This window comes from Candidatus Poseidoniia archaeon, from assembly GCA_030748895.1.
GTDB lineage: Archaea > Thermoplasmatota > Poseidoniia > MGIII > CG-Epi1 > UBA8886.
Genome location: JASMLC010000004.1, coordinates 1 through 18,573, shown reverse-complemented (window position 1 = coordinate 18,573; position 18,573 = coordinate 1). Strand labels below are relative to the sequence as shown.

At 64.9% G+C, this 18,573-nt stretch carries 22 protein-coding genes; 8 read left to right on the top strand and 14 right to left on the bottom strand.

Annotated elements, in window-relative coordinates; all coding sequences use genetic code 11:
- Positions 1–40 precede the first annotated feature (40 nt).
- The 5 genes from gcvP to QGG57_02385 all read left to right on the top strand — a co-directional run bounded on the left by gcvP (position 41) and on the right by QGG57_02385 (position 5,505).
- On the top strand, positions 41–2,887 hold the full coding sequence (gene gcvP / locus QGG57_02405; GenBank protein MDP7007030.1) for an aminomethyl-transferring glycine dehydrogenase: 2,847 nt from the start codon (positions 41–43) through the stop codon (positions 2,885–2,887).
- A 21-nt stretch (positions 2,888–2,908) separates the two neighbouring features.
- Entirely contained in the window at positions 2,909–3,157 is a 249-nt protein-coding gene (locus QGG57_02400; protein MDP7007029.1) for a glutaredoxin domain-containing protein, read from the top strand.
- 176 nt (positions 3,158–3,333) lie between these two features.
- Entirely contained in the window at positions 3,334–4,212 is an 879-nt protein-coding gene (gene coaT / locus QGG57_02395) for a choice-of-anchor T family protein (GenBank protein MDP7007028.1), read from the top strand.
- Between the two features lie 26 nt (positions 4,213–4,238).
- A complete protein-coding gene (locus QGG57_02390; protein ID MDP7007027.1) occupies positions 4,239–4,673 on the top strand; it encodes an NUDIX domain-containing protein in 435 nt (144 codons plus the stop codon).
- 25 nt (positions 4,674–4,698) lie between these two features.
- Positions 4,699–5,505 carry an exosortase/archaeosortase family protein gene (locus QGG57_02385; protein ID MDP7007026.1) on the top strand — a complete coding sequence of 269 codons (807 nt, stop codon included), beginning with the start codon at positions 4,699–4,701 and terminating at the stop codon, positions 5,503–5,505.
- Here the strand turns inward: QGG57_02385 and ribA are convergent.
- The 9 genes from ribA to QGG57_02340 all read right to left on the bottom strand — a co-directional run bounded on the left by ribA (position 5,502) and on the right by QGG57_02340 (position 12,302).
- Positions 5,502–6,092 (bottom strand): GTP cyclohydrolase II, encoded by a 591-nt coding sequence (gene ribA / locus QGG57_02380; GenBank protein MDP7007025.1) that lies wholly within the window; start codon positions 6,090–6,092, stop codon positions 5,502–5,504. The two genes, QGG57_02385 and ribA, sit on opposite strands and share 4 nt — an antisense overlap.
- Before the next feature lie 27 nt (positions 6,093–6,119).
- Positions 6,120–6,320, bottom strand: a complete 201-nt coding sequence (locus tag QGG57_02375) for a sulfurtransferase TusA family protein (protein ID MDP7007024.1) — start codon at positions 6,318–6,320, stop codon at positions 6,120–6,122.
- 36 nt (positions 6,321–6,356) lie between these two features.
- Positions 6,357–6,725 (bottom strand): iron-sulfur cluster assembly accessory protein, encoded by a 369-nt coding sequence (locus QGG57_02370; protein MDP7007023.1) that lies wholly within the window; start codon positions 6,723–6,725, stop codon positions 6,357–6,359.
- A 44-nt stretch (positions 6,726–6,769) separates the two neighbouring features.
- Positions 6,770–7,207 carry an SUF system NifU family Fe-S cluster assembly protein gene (locus tag QGG57_02365; GenBank protein ID MDP7007022.1) on the bottom strand — a complete coding sequence of 146 codons (438 nt, stop codon included), beginning with the start codon at positions 7,205–7,207 and terminating at the stop codon, positions 6,770–6,772.
- Positions 7,204–8,430, bottom strand: a complete 1,227-nt coding sequence (locus tag QGG57_02360) for a cysteine desulfurase (protein ID MDP7007021.1) — start codon at positions 8,428–8,430, stop codon at positions 7,204–7,206. The genes QGG57_02365 and QGG57_02360 overlap by 4 nt, the downstream gene beginning before the upstream one ends.
- Before the next feature lie 76 nt (positions 8,431–8,506).
- Positions 8,507–9,661 (bottom strand): Fe-S cluster assembly protein SufD, encoded by a 1,155-nt coding sequence (sufD, locus tag QGG57_02355; protein ID MDP7007020.1) that lies wholly within the window; start codon positions 9,659–9,661, stop codon positions 8,507–8,509.
- Positions 9,662–10,411: a Fe-S cluster assembly ATPase SufC gene (gene sufC / locus QGG57_02350; protein ID MDP7007019.1), complete on the bottom strand. Its 750-nt coding sequence runs from the start codon at positions 10,409–10,411 to the stop codon at positions 9,662–9,664.
- The gene (gene sufB, locus QGG57_02345; GenBank protein ID MDP7007018.1) at positions 10,411–11,859 is read right to left on the bottom strand and encodes a Fe-S cluster assembly protein SufB; all 1,449 of its coding nucleotides are present in this window, start codon (positions 11,857–11,859) and stop codon (positions 10,411–10,413) included. Before sufB ends, sufC begins: the two co-directional genes overlap by 1 nt.
- Entirely contained in the window at positions 11,856–12,302 is a 447-nt protein-coding gene (locus QGG57_02340) for an SUF system Fe-S cluster assembly regulator (protein MDP7007017.1), read from the bottom strand. The genes sufB and QGG57_02340 overlap by 4 nt, the downstream gene beginning before the upstream one ends.
- A 109-nt stretch (positions 12,303–12,411) precedes the next feature.
- On the opposite strand from QGG57_02340, the gene QGG57_02335 reads away from it, so the two are divergent.
- Positions 12,412–12,738 (top strand): iron-sulfur cluster assembly accessory protein, encoded by a 327-nt coding sequence (locus tag QGG57_02335; protein ID MDP7007016.1) that lies wholly within the window; start codon positions 12,412–12,414, stop codon positions 12,736–12,738.
- Between the two features lie 4 nt (positions 12,739–12,742).
- A complete protein-coding gene (locus QGG57_02330) occupies positions 12,743–13,816 on the top strand; it encodes a quinolinate synthase (protein ID MDP7007015.1) in 1,074 nt (357 codons plus the stop codon).
- A gap of 5 nt (positions 13,817–13,821) precedes the next feature.
- Here QGG57_02330 and QGG57_02325 read toward each other — a convergent pair whose 3' ends face one another.
- Genes QGG57_02325 through xseA form a run of 4 tightly spaced genes read right to left on the bottom strand, consistent with a single transcriptional unit; the run spans position 13,822 to position 17,328 of the window.
- Positions 13,822–14,853: a hypothetical protein gene (locus QGG57_02325; protein MDP7007014.1), complete on the bottom strand. Its 1,032-nt coding sequence runs from the start codon at positions 14,851–14,853 to the stop codon at positions 13,822–13,824.
- A gap of 35 nt (positions 14,854–14,888) precedes the next feature.
- Positions 14,889–15,896 carry a hypothetical protein gene (locus QGG57_02320; protein ID MDP7007013.1) on the bottom strand — a complete coding sequence of 336 codons (1,008 nt, stop codon included), beginning with the start codon at positions 15,894–15,896 and terminating at the stop codon, positions 14,889–14,891.
- Between the two features lie 53 nt (positions 15,897–15,949).
- Complete coding sequence (gene xseB, locus QGG57_02315; GenBank protein MDP7007012.1) at positions 15,950–16,165, bottom strand: exodeoxyribonuclease VII small subunit; 216 nt, start codon at positions 16,163–16,165, stop codon at positions 15,950–15,952.
- A complete protein-coding gene (gene xseA / locus QGG57_02310; protein ID MDP7007011.1) occupies positions 16,138–17,328 on the bottom strand; it encodes an exodeoxyribonuclease VII large subunit in 1,191 nt (396 codons plus the stop codon). The genes xseB and xseA overlap by 28 nt, the downstream gene beginning before the upstream one ends.
- Before the next feature lie 53 nt (positions 17,329–17,381).
- Between xseA and QGG57_02305 the strand changes: the two genes are divergently transcribed.
- Complete coding sequence (locus QGG57_02305) at positions 17,382–17,675, top strand: DUF357 domain-containing protein (protein MDP7007010.1); 294 nt, start codon at positions 17,382–17,384, stop codon at positions 17,673–17,675.
- Between the two features lie 7 nt (positions 17,676–17,682).
- Here the strand turns inward: QGG57_02305 and QGG57_02300 are convergent.
- Positions 17,683–18,573: hypothetical protein (locus QGG57_02300; protein MDP7007009.1), on the bottom strand; the 891-nt coding region annotated here is incomplete at its 5' end.

Sequence of the window (18,573 nt, the reverse complement as noted above, 5' to 3'; positions counted from 1 at the left end):
ACGCGCAGCCATAAGTAAGCGGATTTTATGGGGGGCCACGATGGCACAGTTCGAGCATCCCGACACCTTCGTGCGCCGGCACATCGGGCCGGCGCCAGCCGACATCCCGGAGATGCTCGCCGAGCTCGGCTGCGCGACGCTGGACGAGCTGGCCGACGCGGTCGTGCCGGCCGACATTCGCCTGGCGGGGACACTCGAATTGCCACCACCGCTCTCGGAAGCGGCGGCGCTGGCGGCGCTGCGTGAGCTCGCGGGGCGCAACGTGGTGGCGCGTAGTTACCTCGGGATGGGCTACTACGGCACCATCACGCCGCCGGCGCTGCGGCGCAACCTGCTCGAGAACCCCGGCTGGTATACTGCCTATACGCCCTACCAGCCGGAAATCGCGCAGGGGCGGCTGGAAGCGCTGCTCAATTTCCAGACCATGGTTTGCGACCTGACGGCGATGGAAATCGCCAACGCCTCGCTGCTCGACGAAGCGACCGCCGCCGCCGAAGCGATGTCAATGGCGTGCAACGCGGCGCGCGGCGACCGCGCCACCTTCGTGGTCGCCGCCGACTGCCATCCGCAAAGCATCGCCGTCGTGCGCACCCGCGCTGCGCCGCTCGGGCTGCGCGTCGTCGTCGCGCCGGTGGCGGAGATGGAGTTCGACGACGACGTCTTCGGCGTGCTGCTACAGTACCCCGCCACCGACGGTGCGGTCTGCGACTACGCGGGCGTGGTCGCCGCGGCGCACGACGCCGGCGCGCTGGCGGTCGTCGCGACCGACCTGCTGGCGCTCTGCCTGCTCAAGCCGCCCGGCGAATGGGGTGCCGACATTGTCGTCGGTTCGTCGCAGCGCTTCGGCGTGCCGCTGGGCTACGGCGGCCCGCACGCGGCGTTCCTCGCGACGCGTGACGCGCTCAAGCGGCGGCTGCCGGGACGCCTCGTCGGCGTTTCGCGCGACGCGCACGGCGCGCCCGCGTTGCGGCTGGCGCTACAGACGCGTGAGCAGCACATCCGGCGCGACCGCGCGACGAGCAATATCTGCACCGCGCAGGTGCTGCTCGCCGTCACCGCGGCGATGTACGCAGTCTACCACGGCCCCCGCAAGCTGCGCGCCATCGCCGAGCGGGTGCATTGCCTTACGGGGATTCTGGCGGCTTCGCTGCGCGCGGCTGGCGTTCCGGTCGCGCACGACCATTTCTTCGACACGCTGCGCGTCACCGCCCCCGGCGCGCTCGAACGCGCCGCCGCGAGCGGCATCAACCTGCGCGACCTCGGTGACGGCGATGTCGGCATCGCGCTGGACGAGACCGTCGGCGACGGGGAACTGGCGGAGCTGCTGCACCTGTTCGGTGCGGAGCAGGCGACCCCGCACGGCGACGCGCTGCCGGCTGCGCTGGAGCGCGCATCGCCGTTCCTCGAGCATCCGGTTTTCAACCAGTATCACAGCGAGACCGAGTTCATGCGCTACCTGCACCGGCTCGAAACGAAGGACCTCGCGCTGAACACCAGCATGATTCCGCTCGGCTCCTGCACCATGAAGCTCAACGCGGCGGCCGAGATGGAGCCGATAACGTGGCCCGGCTTCGCCGACCTCCACCCCTTCGCGCCGCCGGAGCAGGCGGCCGGCTACCGCCGCCTCATCACCGACCTCGAAACATGGCTCTGCGAGATGACCGGCTTCGCTGCCATTTCGCTCCAGCCCAACGCCGGCTCGCAGGGCGAACTGGCGGGGATGCTCGCGATTCGCGCCTTCCACGCATCGCGCGGCGAAGGCGGCCGCGACGCCTGCCTGATTCCCGCCAGCGCGCACGGCACCAACCCCGCCTCGGCGGTGATGGCCGGCATGCGCGTCGTCCCGGTCGCGTGCGACGCTGGCGGCAACATCGATCTCGCCGACCTCAAGGCCCGCGCTGCTGATTGCGGCGACGCGCTGGCGGCGCTGATGGTCACTTACCCTTCGACGCACGGCGTATTCGAAGCGCACATCCGCGAAGTGTGCGACGTCGTCCACGCCGCGGGCGGGCAGGTCTACCTTGACGGCGCCAACCTCAACGCGATGGTCGGCCTCTGCCGGCCGGCCGAGTTCGGCGCCGACGTCTGCCACCTCAACCTGCACAAGACATTCTGCATCCCGCACGGCGGCGGCGGCCCCGGCGCCGGGCCGATCGGCGTCGCCGCCCACCTCGCGCCGTTCCTGCCGGGCGACCCGTTAACTGACGACCCGCTCGCGAGCAACTCGTTCGACGGCGCCGCCAGTGGCGGCGCCGTCTCGGCCGCCAACTTCGGCAGCCCGCTAATCCTGCCGATAACGTGGGCGTACATCGCGATGATGGGCGCGGTGGGGCTGCGCGAAGCGACGCAGGTCGCCATCCTCAACGCCAACTACGTCGCGCAGCGGCTCGGCGACGCCTACCCTGTGCTCTATACCGGCGCCACCGGCCGCGTCGCGCACGAGTGCATCCTCGACACGCGGCAGATGCTGGCCGACGCGGGGCTGACAGTCGACGACGTCGCCAAGCGGCTGATTGACTACGGCTACCACGCGCCGACGATGAGCTTCCCGGTGCCGGGGACGCTGATGGTCGAGCCGACCGAGTCCGAGTCGCGCGCCGAGCTGGACCGCTTCTGCGACGCCATGCTCGCGATTCGCGCCGAAATCGCCGCGGTCGCCGACGGCAGTCTCGCCCCTAGCGATAGCTCACTGTGCAATGCGCCGCACACAGCCGCTACCGTAACAGCCGATGTATGGAATCGCACCTATCCGCGCGAACAGGGGGCATTCCCGGCGAAGTGGCTGCACGATTACAAGTACTGGCCACCGGTCGGTCGTATCGACCAGGCGTGGGGTGACCGCAACCTTTCGTGCAGTTGTCCCGATGACTGGGCGGAACAGGTTTAGCTGCGTCCCGGCTGACGCACTATGACTCTGCGCATGTACGGCACCGCGTGGTGCGGCGACTGCCATCGCGCCAAGGCGTGGCTGGATGGCGAGAATATTTCGTACGAGTTCCTCGATATCGAGAGCGACGATGCGCTCCGCGACCGCGCCGTTGCACTCAACGACGGCTACCAGCGCGTGCCGGTGCTCGAGTTTGACGACGGCAGCGTGTTGGTCGAGCCGACGAATGCGGAGCTCGAAACGAAGCTGACTGCACCGGGCGCAGGCTAGCGCCCCGCCGGCTGTGCCGCCGAGGCGCGCCTGCTGGTCGAGCCGACGAATGAGCAGTTGGCGGCGAAGTTAAAAATCGAGTGAATAAAAACGATAGCCTTTTTATGGCGCAGCCTTCGTACGCCGGCGGGCAAATGCTATATATCTCGATAGTACAGCCCCGACGGAGACAAAATATGTCGACACCTACCCGCGCACTGCTCATGGCCGCAATCATGCTGGGAAGCACGCTCTTCCTCATCGCCCCGCAAGCGGAGGCGCAGACGGCGGTCGTAGCATATTCCATCAGTTTCTCCGCAGCGAACATCGAAGTCGATGTGCGCCCCGGCGCCTCAGGCGTCGGCTGCCTCGAGCTCCAGATTTCCAACGAGGGAACCGCCAACATCGACGTTGACGTCGCCATGAGCGGCGGGGGAGTCACGATTTCTCCCGGTGCGGTTTCTGTAACGCTCTCTGCGGGCGCCAGTATCACAATCCCGGTCTGTGCCGTTGCAGCAACCCGTTCCAACTACAAGATTGTGCAGGTCACGGCGCTGGCAAGCGGCCGTGAGTCGAACACCCAGCAGGGACAGGTGAACAAGAATGGTGGATTCACCGTCAGTATTCAGCAGTATGCACGGCTCTCGATTCGTGCCGACCAGCCCTTCCAGCGGGTCGGCCCCGGCAAGCAGTTCCCCGTATCATTCACCGTCATCAACTATGGTAACTACGTCGACACCATCCTGCTCGAGGTGCTCAACCAGGAAGACCTGGAGGAAGCCGGTTTCATCGTCGCACTTTCGCAACCGCAGATTGAGATTGACAGTCAGGGCGAAATGGTGGTCATGATTTCCCTCCAGACCCCGCGTGGCACAGTTATCGGCTGGTTCAACGAATACCATACTGTCATCATGAAGGCCTCGACCACGCTCGCGGGCGAGACCGAGGCACGCTCGGTAACCTCGACCCTCTGGGTGCGCGGCGTCTTCGTCCCCGGCTTCGAGTCTGCCTTCTCGCTGCTTGCGCTCGCCTTCGTCGCGATAACGCTGGCACGGGTGAAGCGCGACGACGAGTAAGCGTCCCGGACGCGCAGCCAGCTGCAATGGGTAGCGGAATGGATGGCGACATTGGAACTGGCGAGTTCGCCTGCGGCTTCATCCTGCTGCGCGGCGACCGCACGCTGCTGCTGCGCCACCTCGAGGGGCATTGGGCGCCGCCCAAGGGGCGCGTCGAGCCAGGCGAAACCAATATCGCGGCGGCGCACCGCGAGCTGGCGGAAGAGACTGGCCTGACGGGGGCGAGGGTAATCGATGGCTTCCGCCACGAAACCAGTTATCTCAAGGCGCGCGACGGCAAGCAGATTCCGAAGCGCGTGCTCTTCTTCCTCGCCGAATCCCCGTCAGGCGACGTGCAGCTGAGCGACGAGCATACCGCCTCGGCGTGGCTCGCGTGGGACGCGGCGCTCGAGCGCGCGACGCACGACACGACGCGCGAAGCGCTGGCGGCTGCACGCAAGTTCGTGCGACAGCAGCTTTAATGTCCCCGACGAACGCAGGGGGCGCATGCAGCCGTTGAACCGCCGCGAGCAGATGCAGGCCCTGCTGGCCACCACCACGCTGCTGCTGCTCGGCTTTGCGCTCTTCTACGGCGGCAGCGTGGCGCTGGTCGCACTGGCCGGCGCAGCGGGCGGCGGCTGGCTGGCGTTCGGCAACCCCCGCACGGCGACCACCCCGCAGGCGCTGCTCGAGCGCGTCAGCGGAGCCGCAGGCCACGAGCTCGACCGTGCCGAAGACTGGCTCTGTGCACAGATTGGTGCCGAGAAGAAAGGCGACCGCACCCTTGTCGGGGTCGCGTTCAACTTCGCGCTGGTGATGGCAGTGGTGCTGCCGGCCGACCTGGCGTTCCAGCACATGACGCGCGCCGAGAACTCGATGCTGCTCTACCAGCGCTTCCTGACCTGGTTCGTCTGGGCGGTCGAGAGCGCGTTTGGCGTTGCGGTCGCCATCGGCGGCAGCAACGGGACGCTGCTGCTCTACGACGACATGATTGACCTGGAAATCGTGGCCGCCTGCACCGGTCTGCACGAGACCCTGTTCCTCGGGCTGCTCATCCTCTGCTTCCGTGGTGTGCAGCCAATGGTGCGCGTGCGCTGGGCTGCGTATGCCGCCATCTTCATCTTTTTCGAGAATGCACTGCGCATAATCACTGCCTACCCGCTCATCATGCAATACGGTTTCGCGACTTGGGACAAAGTGCATTATTTCTGGTGGCAGACTGGCCAGTATGCGCTCATCATGGCGCTCTTCATGCTGTGGGTGATGACGATTGGCGGCCGCCCCGAGAATCGCAGCCGCACCCGCCCGACCTAGTCCAGCAGGTGCCCCATCTTGCCTGCCTTAGTGCGCAGGTAGCTACGGTTCTCCGCCTTCGGCGCCACAGTGTGCGGCTCGCGCCGCACCGTCAGGCCCGCTTCGCGCAATGCTTCGACCTTGGCGGGGTTGTTGGTCAGCAGCGCCACGCAGCTCACGCCTAGACATTTGAGTATGGTGACGCCGTCGCCATACTGCCGCATCTCGCCACTGAACCCCAGCACCTCGTTGGCCTCGACCGTGTCGAGCCCCTCGTCCTGCAGGTTGTAGGCGTGGAGCTTGTTGACCAGCCCGATGCCGCGTCCCTCCTGCCGCAGGTAGATGATGACGCCACTGCCTGCCTCGGCGATGCGCTCCATCGCCAGGTCGAGCTGCTCGCCGCAGTCGCAGCGGTCGGAGTGAAACACGTCGCCCGTCAGGCATTCCGAGTGGATGCGCACCACCACTTCGCCCGCCATGTCGCCCAGCGCCAGCGCGATATGCTCGCGGTTGGTCGTCTCACCGGGAAAGGTGAGAATGCGGAACTCACCGAAGCGGGTCGGCAGCCGCGCTGCCGCCAGTGCATCGTCCTCGCACGGTTCTGCCATTGGCGCGCCACCCTGCGGCCGGTTTTATTACTTGCTCACGACGAGCAGCTTGCGCCCGTCTTCCTCGCTGTCGGAAACCAGCGTGTACTTGCGTCGCCGGATTACCGTCAGGATATCCCGCTTCGCGTCATCTTCATCCCACTGCACCTGCAATTCTTCGCCGGTCGGTAGCGGCATCAGCGCGCGCAGTAGTGCCATCACCGCCTGCGTACATTGCAATCCCCGCACGTCGACCTCTTTCAGGTTATCGCCCCCGCCAGGCCATCAGCAGGAGAAGCTCGACCCGCAGCCGCAGCTTTCGCTGGCGTTCGGGTTCTCGACCTTGAAGCCCGAGCCGTTCACTGACTGGACGTAGTCAACTTGCATCCCCGCTATCAGCGGCAGGTCCTGCCGCCCGACGACCAGCCGGATGCCGCCCGACTCGAATTCCTCATCGCCCGGCTGTTCCTCGGAATCAAGGCTCAGGCCATATTGCATCCCGGCGCAACCGCCCGGAAAGACCGCGATACGCAGTGCCAAGTCCGACTTGCCCTGCGCTTCCATCGCGCGCTGCAGTTCGGCGGCGGCCGCCTCGGTCACCGTAATCAGCGGCTGCCCGTCCGACGCGAGCACGGTTTCAGAGCTGGTGGTCATGTCTGGGTCATGACTCCCCGCGGCAGTATTAGAGCTTGTGTCACTCACTCGGTCGTCGCCCCCTGCTCGCCGTGGAACGCCGCCCGCAGCGTGTGCCACGCCAGCGTCGCGCACTTCACCCGCGTCGGGTAGTCACGAATCCCGCCGAAGGCAGCCAGCTTGCCCAGCCCCCCGGCCGGCTGCCCGTCGCCGGTCGCGAGCGCGTGGAACTTCGCGAAGAGCGCTTCCAGCTCCGCCTCGTCCAGGCCCTTGACGGCGTCGGTCATCAGGCTCGCCGACGCGGTTGAGATGGCGCAGCCGCTCCCTTCGAAGGCGACCTCGGCGACCTTCCCGTCGGCAAGCCGCAGCTCGAGCGTGAGCTGGTCGCCGCAGAGCGGGTTGTGCCCCGTCGCGGAGTGCGTCGGCGCCGCGAGCGTGCCGCGGTTGCGCGGGCTGCGATTATGGTCCAGAATGAGCTCCTGATAAAGCTCTGAAAGGCTCACGCGAAGAGCTCCTGTGCCTCGCACAGCGCTGCGTAGAGTGGTTCGATTTCTGCACAATAATTATATAAACCGAACGAAACGCGCACCGTCGCCGGCACGCCGTAAAACGCCATCACCGGCTGCGCGCAGTGGTGGCCGGTGCGCACCGCGACGCCGTTCCGGTCCAGCACCGTGCCAATGTCATGTGGATGCACTCCCTCGAGCACGAACGAAAGCACGCTTGCCTTCTGCGCGGCGGTGCCGATGAGCCGCACGCCGTCGATAGCCGCGACCGCGTCGGTCGCGGCCGTCAGCAGCTCGCTTTCGTGTGCGGCAATCACCTCGAGCCCGATTCCCGATAGGTATTCGACCGCTGCGCCGAGCCCGATGGCGCCGGCGATGTGCGGCGTCCCCGCCTCGAATCGCAGTGGCGGCGGCGCGAACTCTGTTTTCTCGAATGTGACGGAGCGAATCATGTCGCCGCCCCCCTGCCACGGCGGCATCGCTTCCAGGTGCTCGGAGCGCGCCCAGAGCACGCCGATTCCCGTAGGGCCGTAGAGTTTGTGGCCCGAGAGCGCGTAGAAGTCGACGCCGAGCTGCGCGACGTCGACCGGCAGGTGCTGCACCGCCTGTGCGCCATCGACCAGTACCGGCACTCCGTGCGCGTGCGCCATTTCGGCGATTTGCGCGACGGGATTCACCGTGCCGAGCGCGTTGGAGACGTGCGTCAGCGCCAGCAGTTTCGTGCGTGGCGAGAGCAGCGCTTCGAGCTCGTTGAGCAGCAGCTCGCCCGCCTGCGACATCGGCGCGACGCGGAGCTGCGCTCCGGTCGCGTCGCACGCCAGTTGCCACGGGACGATGTTAGCGTGATGCTCCATCGCCGTAACCAGCACCTCGTCGTCCGGCTGCAGCCGCGGCCGCAGGAACGCGTTCGCGACGAGATTAATCGCTTCGGTCGCGCCACGCACGAAAACGATTTCGTCCGTCCCGGCGCCCAGGAATTGCGCAACCTGCTGGCGCGCGCCCTCGTAGGAATCGGTCGCGCGCTGGCTCAGGGTGTGGACGCCGCGGTGGACGTTGGAGTTGTCGCGGCGGTGGAACCTGTCGAGCGCGTCGAGCACCGCCCGCGGCTTGTGCGTCGTCGCAGCGTTGTCGAGATAGACCAGCGGCCGGCCATGCACTTCCTGCTGTAGCGCCGGGAAGTCGGCGCGCAGCGCCATGCAGTCGAGTGGCGCTGCGCTCATGTCGCCTCCGCTGCTGGTGACTTCGGGGCGCGCTTCGCGTCTTGAAGCCGCCAGTCCGGCTGACCCGGGGCGGCGTTCACGCCGCCCCCGCCAGCATTCCCGGAAGTCGCGCCACGACCGCCTCCGCCAGTTCGTCGCGCAGCGGTTCGTCGCTGATGCGGCGCACGATTTCGGCGGCGAACGAGTCGACGAGCATCCGCCGCGCCTCGTCGTGGGCGAGACCGCGCGACCGCAAATAGAAAAGCGCCTCGCGGTCAAGCTGCCCGACGGTCGCGCCGTGGGTGCACTTGACGTCGTCGGCGTAGATTTCCAGCTCCGGCTTGGTGTGGATGACCGCGTCGTCGGTCAGCAGCAGGTTCTGGTTCGACTGCTGCGCGTCGGTGCGCTGCGCGTCGGGGTGGACATGCACGCGGCCGTTGAACACCGCGCTCGCCTTGCCGCCAAGGATGCCGCGGTAGGTTTCGCGGCTGTCGCAGTGCGGCACCGCGTGCTCGACCGTCGTGTGGTTATCGACGTGCTGTTCGCCGTCAGCCAGGTAGAGTCCGTTCAGTCGCGCCTCGGCTCCCCGCCCGAGCAGGTGGAATGCCAGGTCGTTGCGCACCAGCTTTCCGCCGAAAGTCAGCATATGGCTCGCGACGAGCGAGTTGCGCTGCTGCCGCACCTCGACGCAGCCGATGTGCACATCCTCGCGGCTGTGGTGGACCCGCAGGTGCTCGACGCGGGAGCCGGCTCCCACTGCGAGTTGCGTCACCGGCAGGCAGGCGCCGCTGCCGGCGCGGTAGCGCTCGACCAGCGTCAGCCGTGCGTTTTCGCCGACCGCGACCAGCAGCCGCGGCAGCGCCAGCCCCTGCGCAGTCGTAATCGTCAGTCGCAGCACCCCGTCAGGCGTTGCGCCGTCGGCGACCTCGACCAGCAGTCCGTCGTGCAGCAGCGCCGCGTTCAGGAGCCGGAACGGATGTTCCTGCTGCGCCTCGTCAGCGAGAAACGGCTGTGCCGCGTCAACCGCTTCGCCGAGCGGGCGTACGCGGACGCCGGCCGGCGCGTCGATTTCGATTGCCGGCCGCGCCAGCTCGAGTTCCTGCTTTGCGAAGAAACGAGTGTCGGTGTAGCGCCACCCCTCGTCGCGCGGCGATGGCAGCCCCCGTTCAAGGAAGCGCGCGCCGGCTGCCTTGCGCAACGGGGCCAGCCCCGGCGGGCCATCGGCGGCTGCGAGCAGCGCCTGCCAGTCCATCTATGCCGCCTGCGCGACGATGCGGTCGTAGCCCTGCTCTTCCAGGTCGAGCGCCAGCTGCCGGTCGCCCGAGCGCACGATGCGCCCGTCGACAAGCACATGCACGAAGTCAGGGATGATGTAGTTGAGCAGCCGCTGGTAATGCGTGACCACGATGGTGGCGTTGTCGTCGCGGCGCAGCGAGTTCACGCCACTGGCGACGACGCGCAGCGCGTCGATGTCGAGCCCGGAATCGGTCTCATCCAGCACCGCCAGTCGCGGCTCGAGCACCGCCATCTGGAAGATTTCGTTCCTCTTCTTCTCGCCGCCCGAGAAGCCTTCGTTGACCGGCCGGTTCAGCAGCTCCTCGCGCAGGTTGAGCAGCTTCATGCGGTCCTGGATGATGGCCAGAAACTCGAAGGCGTCCAGCTCCTGCTCGCCCCTTGCACGCCGCTGTGAATTGAGCGCGGAGCGCAGGAAGTAGCTATTGCTGACGCCGGGGATTTCGATGGGATACTGGAAAGCCAGGAAGATGCCGGCGCAAGCACGCTCTTCCGGGGCGAGCCCGAGCAGGTCCTGCCCGTCGTAGCTCACGCTGCCGGCGCTGACTTCGAACTGCTCGCGACCGGCGATGACCTGCGCCAGCGTGCTCTTGCCGGAGCCGTTCGGCCCCATGATGGCGTGCACTTCGCCTGCGTTGACGGCAAGGTCAATCCCCTTCAGGATGGTTTTGCCCTTGATACCAGCCTTCAAGTCTCGAATTTCGAGCATCAGCCGACGCTCCCTTCGAGTGAAACTTCGAGCAGTTTCTGTGCCTCGACTGCGAACTCCATCGGGAGTTCGCAGAAGACCTCCTTGCAGAAGCCGTTGACAATCAGGTTGATGCTGTCCTCCAGCGAGAGCCCGCGTTGCTGGCAGTAGAAAAGCTGGTCCTCGCCAATCCGGGATGTCGAAGCTTCGTGCTCGACGTGCGCCGAGCTGTTCTGCACGTCCAGATTCGGAAATGTATGCGCGCCGCACTGGTCGCCAATCAGCAGCGAGTCGCATTGCGAGTAGTTGCGCGCGCCATTTGCCTTCTTCAGGATGCGGACTTGTCCGCGGTATGAGTTCTGCCCCCGCTGCGCCGAGATGCCCTTGCTGATGATGGTCGAGCGGGTGTTGCGGCCAATATGGATCATCTTGGTCCCGGTGTCGGCTTGCTGCTTCCGGGCGGAGAGCGCAATCGAGTAGAACTCGCCAACGGAGTTATCGCCCTGCAGGATGCACGACGGATACTTCCAGGTGATGGCGGAGCCGGTCTCGACCTGTGTCCACGATATCCGGGAGTTGGCGCCGCGGCAGGCGCCGCGCTTGGTGACGAAATTGAAGATGCCCCCGACGCCCTCCTCATTGCCGGGATACCAGTTCTGCACGGTTGAATACTTTATATTCGCGTCGTCGAGTGCGACCAGCTCGACGACAGCGGCGTGGAGCTGGTTCTCATCGCGCATCGGCGCGGTGCAGCCTTCAAGATAGCTGACGCAGCTGCCTTCGTCGGCGATGAGCAGCGTGCGCTCGAACTGCCCCGTCTTGGCAGCGTTGATGCGGAAGTAGGTCGAAAGGTCCATCGGGCACTCTACGCCTTTCGGAATGTAGGCGAACGAGCCGTCGGTGAAGACCGCGCTGTTCAGCGCCGCGAAGAAATTGTCGGAGCGCGGCACGACCGAGCCCAAGTAGGTGCGCACCAGTTCAGGGTGCTCCTGCACCGCCTCGCTGAACGAGCAGAAGATGATGCCCTGTGCGGCGAGCTGGTCCTTGAAGGTCGTCGCGACCGAGACCGAGTCGAAGACCGCGTCCACCGCGACGCCGGCCAGCTTCTCGCGCTCGTTGAGCGGGATGCCCAGCTTCTCGTAGGTCGCGAGCAGTTCCGGGTCCACCTCGTCCAGCGACTTCGGCCCGTCGGCGCTCGACTTCGGGGCTGAGTAGTAGACGATGTCCTGATAGTCGATAGGCCCATACTCGATGTTGGCCCAGTGCGGCTCCTCCATCTCCTGCCAGAGCCGATAGGCTTCGAGCCGCCACTCGGTCAACCATTTCGGCTCGTGCTTGCGCGCCGAGATGTAACGGATGACCTCTTCGCTCAGGCCGGGCGGGACCGAGTCGGTCTCGACGTCGGTGACGAAGCCATATTCGTAATCGCGCTCGGCGTATTCGCGCAGCATCTCGGTTTCGGAGTTCATGCCTTCACGCCTCCCAAGGACACTAGCGGCGGGGCAAGTGACGGTCGTGCCATGTCAGCCAGCGTCACCGATTCCAGCGCCCCCCGCACGGCGAGCGAGATGGTCTGCCACGGCGCCTCGACGACGCAGTCCTCTTCGAGCGCGCAGCCGCAGACCGCTTCGGAACACTCGGTCAGCGCAATCGGCCCCTCCAGCGCCTCGACCAGGCGCGCGACCGTAATCGCCTTGGGCGGCTGCGCCAGCGCGTAGCCGCCGCTGGCGCCGCGAGTCGAAGCCAGGATACCGCTCCGCGCCAGTTGCTTCAGCAGCCGCGTCACCGTCGGTGGCGGAATGCGGGTGGCAGCGGCGATTTCGCGCGCGCTGTGGAGCCGCCCCGGCTCGTCGCTGGCGATGCGCACGGCGATGATGATACCGTAGTCTGTCAGCTTGTTGATTCGTATCATGTGTTAGCTTCCCTGCGAGAGCATTTTGCACTAAATCAGTTCTATATAAAATCTGCGCCCGTAATAGTCGGGGCAGCACCCTTATATCCGGTCGTTCTGGAGCGGGATAATGATTACCATCACCGAGCAGGCGGCTTCCCATATCCAGCGGCTCGCCGCCGGCGGCGAGCCGCGACTGCGCGTCCGCGTCATCGGTGGCGGCTGCTCCGGGATGCAGTATGACTTGCAGCTGGCCCCCGAGCCGGTTGAGGGCGATGCCGTGGTTGAGGCGCACGGCGCGATAGTCAGCGTCGACCCCCGCTCGGTGCCGTTACTGGAAGAGGTGACGCTCGACTATATTGACCCGCTTACGGGCGGACTGACCCGTTCAGGGCTGGTGCTGCAGAACCCCCAGGCCGAAGCGACTTGCGGCTGCGGCGAATCGTTCTCTATCTGAACCTATGACGCTGACGCTCGACGAAGTCAAGGCCACAATCGTGGCGCGCGAGAACCCGACGCTCACGCCCGCCGAAATCGAGCTGCACGCGGCGACGGTGCACCGCATTCTTGAGCTGAAGCAGAAGCACGGCGTCGTTATTCTGGGCCACAACTACATGGAGCCGCTGGTCTACGGCCTGTCGGAAGGCGCGGAGCAGGGCGACTCGCTCGGCCTGAGCCGCTCTGCGGCGGAGACCGAGGCGGAATTCATCATCTTCAACGGCGTGCACTTCATGGCCGAGACCGCCAAGATACTCAGCCCTGAAAAGCGGGTGCTGATTGCCGACTGGGAAGCGGGCTGTTCGCTCGCCGACAATTTCGGTGCGGCCGAGGTGCGGCAGATGCGCGCTGCCCACCCGGGCGTGCCGGTCATGATTTACGTCAACTCCTACGCCGAGGCGAAGGCGGAGTGCGACGTCTGCTGCACGTCGGCTAACGCGGCGCGCATCGCCATGGCGCTGCCGGGCGACGAGCTGATTTTCGTCCCCGACCTTTTCTTCGCGCAGAACCTGGAGGCGGAGTTGCAGGGGCGCAAGCGCGTCCTGTATCCGGGACAGGGTAACGGCGGCCACGGCGCCATCTGCGAGGTGCACGAGCAGTTCGCGCTCGACGACATCTGCGCCGTGCGGGAGGGCTTCGAAATCCCGCCAGGCCACCCGTCGCGGCGCATCTACGTCCACTGGGAGTGCCGGCCCGAAGTATTACGCGAGGCGGACTTCTACGGCAGCACGACCCAGATACGCAACGATATCGCGCAGCGCGTCGCCGCCGGCACGCTGGAGCGCGCGTTCATCGCTTCCGAGTGCGAGCTGACGTCGAACCTGATGGAGGAGTTCCCGACGGTGCAGTTCTGGACCGCCTGCTCGGTGCGCTGTAGCCATATGGCGCGCATCACGCTCGAGAAAATCCGGCCCGTCTTGGAAGCTATCGACGCTGGCGGCGACCTGCGGCAGTGGGAGGTCGAGCTGCCGCCCGAGGTCATCGAGGCCGCCGCGGCACCCATCCAGCGCATGATGGAACTGAGCGCCGCATCCTGAGAGGATTAACGGCGGCGACGCGCTGCGAAAGCTAGCGCCGGCACAGCTAACAACAGCGGGAAGCCTGGGAGTCCGAGCAGGCCACCGTTGTCGCTGATAGTAGCGGTCGTGACGATGGTGAGCGTCACTAGCGGGTCGTTCGTGGTGCCGTTGGTACCGTTGCCGCCGCCACCCGTGTGGTCAAACTGGGTGTAGTGCAGCATAATCTTCAGTTCGTTACCGACCACGCCGTTCCAGGTGATGACCGTGCCGGTAGCGATGGTGCCGTTGTTCATCTCGTGCTCGGCTCCTTCCGAGACCGAGGCCTGGGTGTTGTCGCCCATGTAGCCCTCCATCCCTATCAGCATCACGTAGTCGCCCTTCAGGTTGGTATTCCAGTCGACCGGCCATGCCTCGGTAAACTCGATGGTGACACTGCCACCACCGCCGCTACCACCGTAGAAAGAGAGCGGCTTCGATTTCACCGTATAGCCGGTGTCGTAAGTGATATTATCGTAGAAAATGTCGACGTCCTCATATCCCTCGTAGGTTATCTGGACGCTGAAGACGTCGCCATCCTGCAACGAGAGGTTGGTCCCGAGGCTGTAGCTGGAGCGGTAGGGCTCCTCGTCCGACCGGCTGCCGCAGTCGTGGGAGCTCTCCTGCACGGTTTCGTCGTTCAGCTTGACGTAGAAGACCCACTCGCAGCCGTTGTTGGAGTAATCCTCGTCAATTTCCTGCCACCAGATATTTGCTTCCTCAATCAGGATTTCCCGCGAATATACTATTGGTTCTGAAGCCCATTCGCCGACATTGACCGGCTGTGAATCCCTCCGGATGGTGAAAATCTGGTCATACTGGGCATTCACCCGCTTCACCTTCTCCGGCTCGTCGGGGAGCTTGTTCTGGGGGCTCAGGGCCAGGTCGTCATCCTTCATGTTGAAGCTGATAGCTAGTTCTGGCTCCAGCGGTTCGCCCTCATCCGCGCCAGCGGGAAGCGCCAGCAGCAGCGCTCCGGCGAAGAGCATAGCAATAGCTGGAATGACGATTCTGGCCAAGGGACGGCGCCAGCCCTCTAGCATTAATAAGGTTACTATCGGCGACGTGCTGCGAAAGCGAAAGCCGGAATCGCCAACAGCAGCGGGAAGCCCGGGAGGCCGAGGAATCCCTCTCCGTCGCCATCGAGGCCACCGCCCGCGGCAACAATGCCAAGCGTAACAATCGGTCCATCGCCGGTGCCGTTGGCCATGTGGTCAAACTGGGTGTAATGCAGCATCACACTCAGGTCCTTGCCTGTGACACCCCCCCAGGTGATGACTGTGCTGGTAGCGATGGTGCCGTTAGCCATCTCGTGCTCAGATCCCTGCGATACCGACGCCTTGTTGTTATCAGCCATGTAGCCGTCCATACCCATCAGCATCACGTAGTCGCCCTTCAGGTTAATCTTCCAGTCGACTGGCCACGCCTCGGCAAATTCAATCGAAACAGACTGGCCGCTGATACTTGCCCTGAAGACCGAGAGCGGCTTTGAAGTCACCTGGAAGCCGGTATCGTAGGAGATATTGTCATGGTAAATGTCTGCATCTTCCCACCCTTCATACCAGACCTCAAAACCGAAATTATCGCCCTTGACCAGGTCGTAAGCCCAGCCCAGGCCCCAGGTCTCCCGCTCCAGGTTGTCGCCGTTGCTGCTACAGGTAACAACGCTTTCATCAATATCCCCGCCATTCACCCTGAACTTGAAAGTCCATTCACAGTCCGCCTCGTAGTCCGGGTCCTTCCCTTTCCACCAGACAATAGCCTGGTCAACTGAAATGGACTGGTCGTAGGCCACCTCATCGGTAGTCCACTCGCCAACCTTGGTCGCCTCGCGGTTGGCCCGGAAACCGGGATACTGTTCAAAATCTGCCCGACCGTTGGTGTGAGCCTCTGCTTCATCAGGCAGCTTGTTCTGTGGGGAGAGTGTAGTCCCGTCCTCCTTCCAGATGAAACCCAGCGCAAGGTTGGGCGAGAAGGATTCTTCCTCCTCCGCACCAGCTGGTGCCATCAGGAAGCCCACGGCCAGCATGAAAGCCACTGCTGAAGCGATGATACGACTCAAGGAACCGTACCTGCCCGCTCGCGTTAATTAAGGTTACGACGGGCGAGATTCGCTCACTCGCCTTCCGGCTCTGCCGGTGCCAGTTCCTCGAGCCGCTGTTCGGCGTTCGCGAGCATTTCGCGGCAGCGCTCGGCGAGCGCGCTGCCCTGCTCGAACAGCTCCATCGCCTCTTCCAGCTCGACCTCGCCTGACTCCAGCTGCGCCAGCAGCGCCTCGAGCCGCTGCAGCGCCTGCGAGAAGTTCAGCTCCGCGTCTTCGTCACTTGACATTCCATGCCCCCCTTGCCGAGCGTAATATCAATTTCGCTGCCGACCGGCACCGGCGTCCGCAGCACACTTCCGCCTTGCTGCACGATAGCGTAGCCGCGCCCCAGCACTGCGGTCGGGTCAAGCCCCGCGAGCATCGCGCCCGCCTTCGCGAGCCGCTCGCCGCGCGCGGTGAGCAGCGTGCGCAGCCCGCGCTGTAACTGCGCCGTCGCGCTGTCAAGCCGCTGCACCCCTTCGCGCAGCCGCTTGCGCGGGTGCGCCAGCACCAGCCGGTGCCGTAGCGCGTCGAGCGCCGCTCCCTCGCGCTCGACACGCCGCCCCGCTAGCGCCGCCAGCTGCTGCAGCGCGCTGGCGAAGCGCGCGTCCACCTCGCGCCAGTCGGGCAGCGCCAGTTCGGCGGCGTTGCTCGGCGTCGCAGCGCGCAGGTCGGCAACGAAGTCGACGACCGTCGTATCTATTTCGTGACCGACGCCGCTCACGACCGGCGTCGCGCAGCCGAAGACCGCGCGCACGACCGGCTCGGCGTTGAAGCCGTCCAGGTCTTCCGGCGAGCCGCCGCCGCGCGCCAGTATCAGCAGCTCCGCACCGAGCGCATCGGCGCGCTCCAGCGCCGCGACCAGCGCCGCGGGCGCGCCGGTGCCCTGCACCAGCGCTGGGACGACGCTGACGCGCGCCAGCGGCCAGCGCTGGCGTGCGACTTTCAGGACGTCGTTGAGTGCGGCCGAGCCGGCGCCGGTGACCAGCGCGACGTGCAGCGGAAACCGCGGCAGTTCTTTTTTATACTGGTCGTCGAAAAGCCCCTCGCTGCGCAGCTTGCGCTTCAGTGCCTCGATAGCGGCGGCGCGGTCACCCGCACCAGAAGGGCGCAGCCCGCGCACGGTGAGCTGGTATTGCGACCGCGCACCGTAGGTCGAGAGCGACCCGCGCGCGATGACCTGCTGCCCCTCCTCGGGCTGCGTCGCGAAGCTCCCCTGGCTGTTGGCCCACGCGACGCACGACAGGCTGCTCTGGCCGTCGCTGAGCGTGAAGTAGAGATGCCCCGACGCCGCCTTGTAGGGCTTGATAACTTCGCCCTCGACACGGATATCACGGAACTCGGCGACGCCCTCGACCGCCTGCTTGACCCGCTGGCTCAGCTGCTGCAGCGTCCAGACCGGCGCGAACACTCTACCCGAACAGCGCAGGGTGATAAGGTTAAGCAGCCGGCCGCTGGCGGGACATGGACGAGTTCAGCGTCAGCCGCGAGCGCATTGAGCGCTACTTGGCGCTGACCGACGAAGCGCTAGCGAAGGTCGAGATTCCCGCCGCGGCCGGTGACGACGCGCGCGCGCAGGCCGAAGATATGCTCGGGATGGCGCGCGCCTACCACTCCGACGCGCAGCATTTCCTCGCCGCCGGCCGTGGCGACGACGCGTTCGCCGCCGTCAACTACGCGCACGGCTGGCTCGATGCCGGCGTCCGCCTCGGGCTGCTCGACGGCAAGGGCGACTGGCGGCTGTTTACCACGGACTGAACTGGAATCAGGCAGTCTCGACAGTGACAATTCTGGCTGGCATGTCGGTAGTCGCGGGCGCCAGCTCTACGCCGAGATAGATGACCGTGATGCTGGTAGTGTATTCCAGCTCAAGGTCTTCTCCGGCATTAATCTTTCCTACGGTGACCGGGTCAAGGTCCGTCAGAGAAAATTCGTATGTCTGTTCACCACTACCCAGGGTGTACTCGAATGAGTAATCACCGTCGGTCGTGGGACTTGATTCCAGCACCGTTACGTGGACTTGGGCCAGGATTTTCTTCTCGAACCTACCCATCTCCGGAATATTGAAGCTGATATCACCGTTAATTTCTGTTTTGTCTCCGTTTAGCGCGAAATCAGCGTCTGTGACATGGTCTTCCAGGTTAAGGTCGATGGCATCGTTGTAGGTTTCGTACAGGTCGAATCCGACACCTGCGGCTGTCAGCAGGACCGCAGCCGTGAGGATAGTCTTAGCGAGTCCGAAGGTAGAACCGATTACGCCAGTTCCGCTTCCACTACCACCACCTCCACCACTAACTATAGATCCAGAATTTGATCTAGCTGAATTATGATCAACCGCTCCTGAATCTCCACTACTATGACTAACACTGGAAGTGTTGCTCTTTGACGAGTTGTAATTCTTGGTCATCGCTGGCTCGCCGGAGCCACCCCCATCTGGTGTTAGGCCATCTTCTCCTCTGACACTCGAAGTGTTGCTCTTTGATGAGTTGTAATTCTTGGTCATCGCTGGCTCGCCGGAGCCACCCCCATCTGGTGTTAGGCCATCTTCTCCTCTGACACTCGAAGTGTTGCTCTTGGATGAATTGTAATTCTTGGTCATCGCTGGCTCGCCGGAGCCACCCCCATCTGGTGTTAGGCCATCTTCTCCTCTGACACT

Bases quoted from the DNA above. Each gene is read 5' to 3' on its own strand.
- QGG57_02330 (MDP7007015.1), top strand. From the start codon at position 12,743: ATGACGCTGACGCTCGACGAAGTCAAGGCCACAATCGTGGCGCGCGAG.
- coaT (MDP7007028.1), top strand. From the start codon at position 3,334: ATGTCGACACCTACCCGCGCACTGCTCATGGCCGCAATCATGCTGGGA.
- xseB (MDP7007012.1), bottom strand. From the start codon at position 16,165: ATGTCAAGTGACGAAGACGCGGAGCTGAACTTCTCGCAGGCGCTGCAG.
- QGG57_02390 (MDP7007027.1), top strand. From the start codon at position 4,239: ATGGGTAGCGGAATGGATGGCGACATTGGAACTGGCGAGTTCGCCTGC.
- QGG57_02340 (MDP7007017.1), bottom strand. From the start codon at position 12,302: ATGATACGAATCAACAAGCTGACAGACTACGGTATCATCATCGCCGTG.
- QGG57_02400 (MDP7007029.1), top strand. From the start codon at position 2,909: ATGACTCTGCGCATGTACGGCACCGCGTGGTGCGGCGACTGCCATCGC.
- QGG57_02305 (MDP7007010.1), top strand. From the start codon at position 17,382: ATGGACGAGTTCAGCGTCAGCCGCGAGCGCATTGAGCGCTACTTGGCG.
- QGG57_02370 (MDP7007023.1), bottom strand. From the start codon at position 6,725: ATGACCACCAGCTCTGAAACCGTGCTCGCGTCGGACGGGCAGCCGCTG.
- gcvP (MDP7007030.1), top strand. From the start codon at position 41: ATGGCACAGTTCGAGCATCCCGACACCTTCGTGCGCCGGCACATCGGG.
- sufC (MDP7007019.1), bottom strand. From the start codon at position 10,411: ATGCTCGAAATTCGAGACTTGAAGGCTGGTATCAAGGGCAAAACCATC.
- QGG57_02385 (MDP7007026.1), top strand. From the start codon at position 4,699: ATGCAGCCGTTGAACCGCCGCGAGCAGATGCAGGCCCTGCTGGCCACC.
- ribA (MDP7007025.1), bottom strand. From the start codon at position 6,092: ATGGCAGAACCGTGCGAGGACGATGCACTGGCGGCAGCGCGGCTGCCG.
- sufB (MDP7007018.1), bottom strand. From the start codon at position 11,859: ATGAACTCCGAAACCGAGATGCTGCGCGAATACGCCGAGCGCGATTAC.
- sufD (MDP7007020.1), bottom strand. From the start codon at position 9,661: ATGGACTGGCAGGCGCTGCTCGCAGCCGCCGATGGCCCGCCGGGGCTG.
- QGG57_02360 (MDP7007021.1), bottom strand. From the start codon at position 8,430: ATGAGCGCAGCGCCACTCGACTGCATGGCGCTGCGCGCCGACTTCCCG.
- QGG57_02335 (MDP7007016.1), top strand. From the start codon at position 12,412: ATGATTACCATCACCGAGCAGGCGGCTTCCCATATCCAGCGGCTCGCC.